Origin of the sequence: Chloracidobacterium sp. (assembly GCA_025057975.1) — a bacterium.
In the GTDB taxonomy this organism is placed as follows: Bacteria; Acidobacteriota; Blastocatellia; order Chloracidobacteriales; family Chloracidobacteriaceae; genus Chloracidobacterium.
Genome location: JANWUV010000035.1, coordinates 1 through 848 on the forward strand (window position 1 = coordinate 1; position 848 = coordinate 848).

At 60.7% G+C, this 848-nt stretch carries 1 protein-coding gene; it reads left to right on the plus strand.

What is annotated here, in order from left to right; translation table 11 throughout:
* Window positions 1-356: 356 nt before the first annotated feature.
* Window positions 357-629 carry a hypothetical protein gene (locus NZ585_14910; protein ID MCS7081321.1) on the plus strand — a complete coding sequence of 91 codons (273 nt, stop codon included), beginning with the start codon at window positions 357-359 and terminating at the stop codon, window positions 627-629.
* Window positions 630-848 lie beyond the last annotated feature (219 nt).

Genomic DNA, 848 nt, shown 5'->3' on the forward strand with positions numbered 1-848 from the left:
CCACACCTCGCCGCTCAGAGCGGCAAGCACAGTGCAGAGAATGATGAGAAGTGAGCGGCGCAGGAGCGTGGTCACGACGGGCAGCCTCACAGGTCAGCTAAGATGCGCTGTCCGATGGAGAGAGCAAGCCCCGTGCCGGACAGTCTAAGCGTCGGACTCAGGCTGCTAAACATAGAACAGACAAAGGGTTACGAGGGGCGTAAACGTTTCCGACGGTTCCCCTGTCCGCCTTGCGGACGTTAGCCGTCCCGACAGCCGACAGGGAAGCCGACGGCGCGGCTGCGGACGGGCGGCGTTTCCGGGTATAGTTTTCGGGAACCTTTTGCGCGGGCGCATGGCACTGCCCATACCGACCTGTGTCGGCAGCGTACAAGGTCTGCGGAGAGTACTCGGCAGTGTCGTCGGCTTCCGAACTTACGGGCTCGCTTGCGCCGGCGGTCGAGACGACGGCGGCGGAAGCTGAGCTGTTGGACGGCGTGTGCGCCGGATCGCATGAGAGTCGCCTGAGATCAGCTGGTGAGAACGTCAATCCAAGCCGCCTGCCGGGCGGCAGGCACAGCGGCTGCCGGTGGGGTGGTCAGGTGGTCGGCGTCAAGTCGTCAGGGCGGATGAGTCACTTTGAGCGGTGAACCAAGACCCCTTGTAGCAGCGATGTTCGGGGGATGTTCGGCGGATGTTGTTCTTCTGTCGAGATGTGGTCCCGCCTGCGGCGCGGACACTCCTATGGATTGACGAATATCATTGAACGTTAGCACCCGTTCAAATCTCATGACCGCTGATTTTACAACTCGAAGTGAAAAGACTGATGGCGGCTGCTCGGCGTTGAAAAGGTCATCTTATTCCATGTG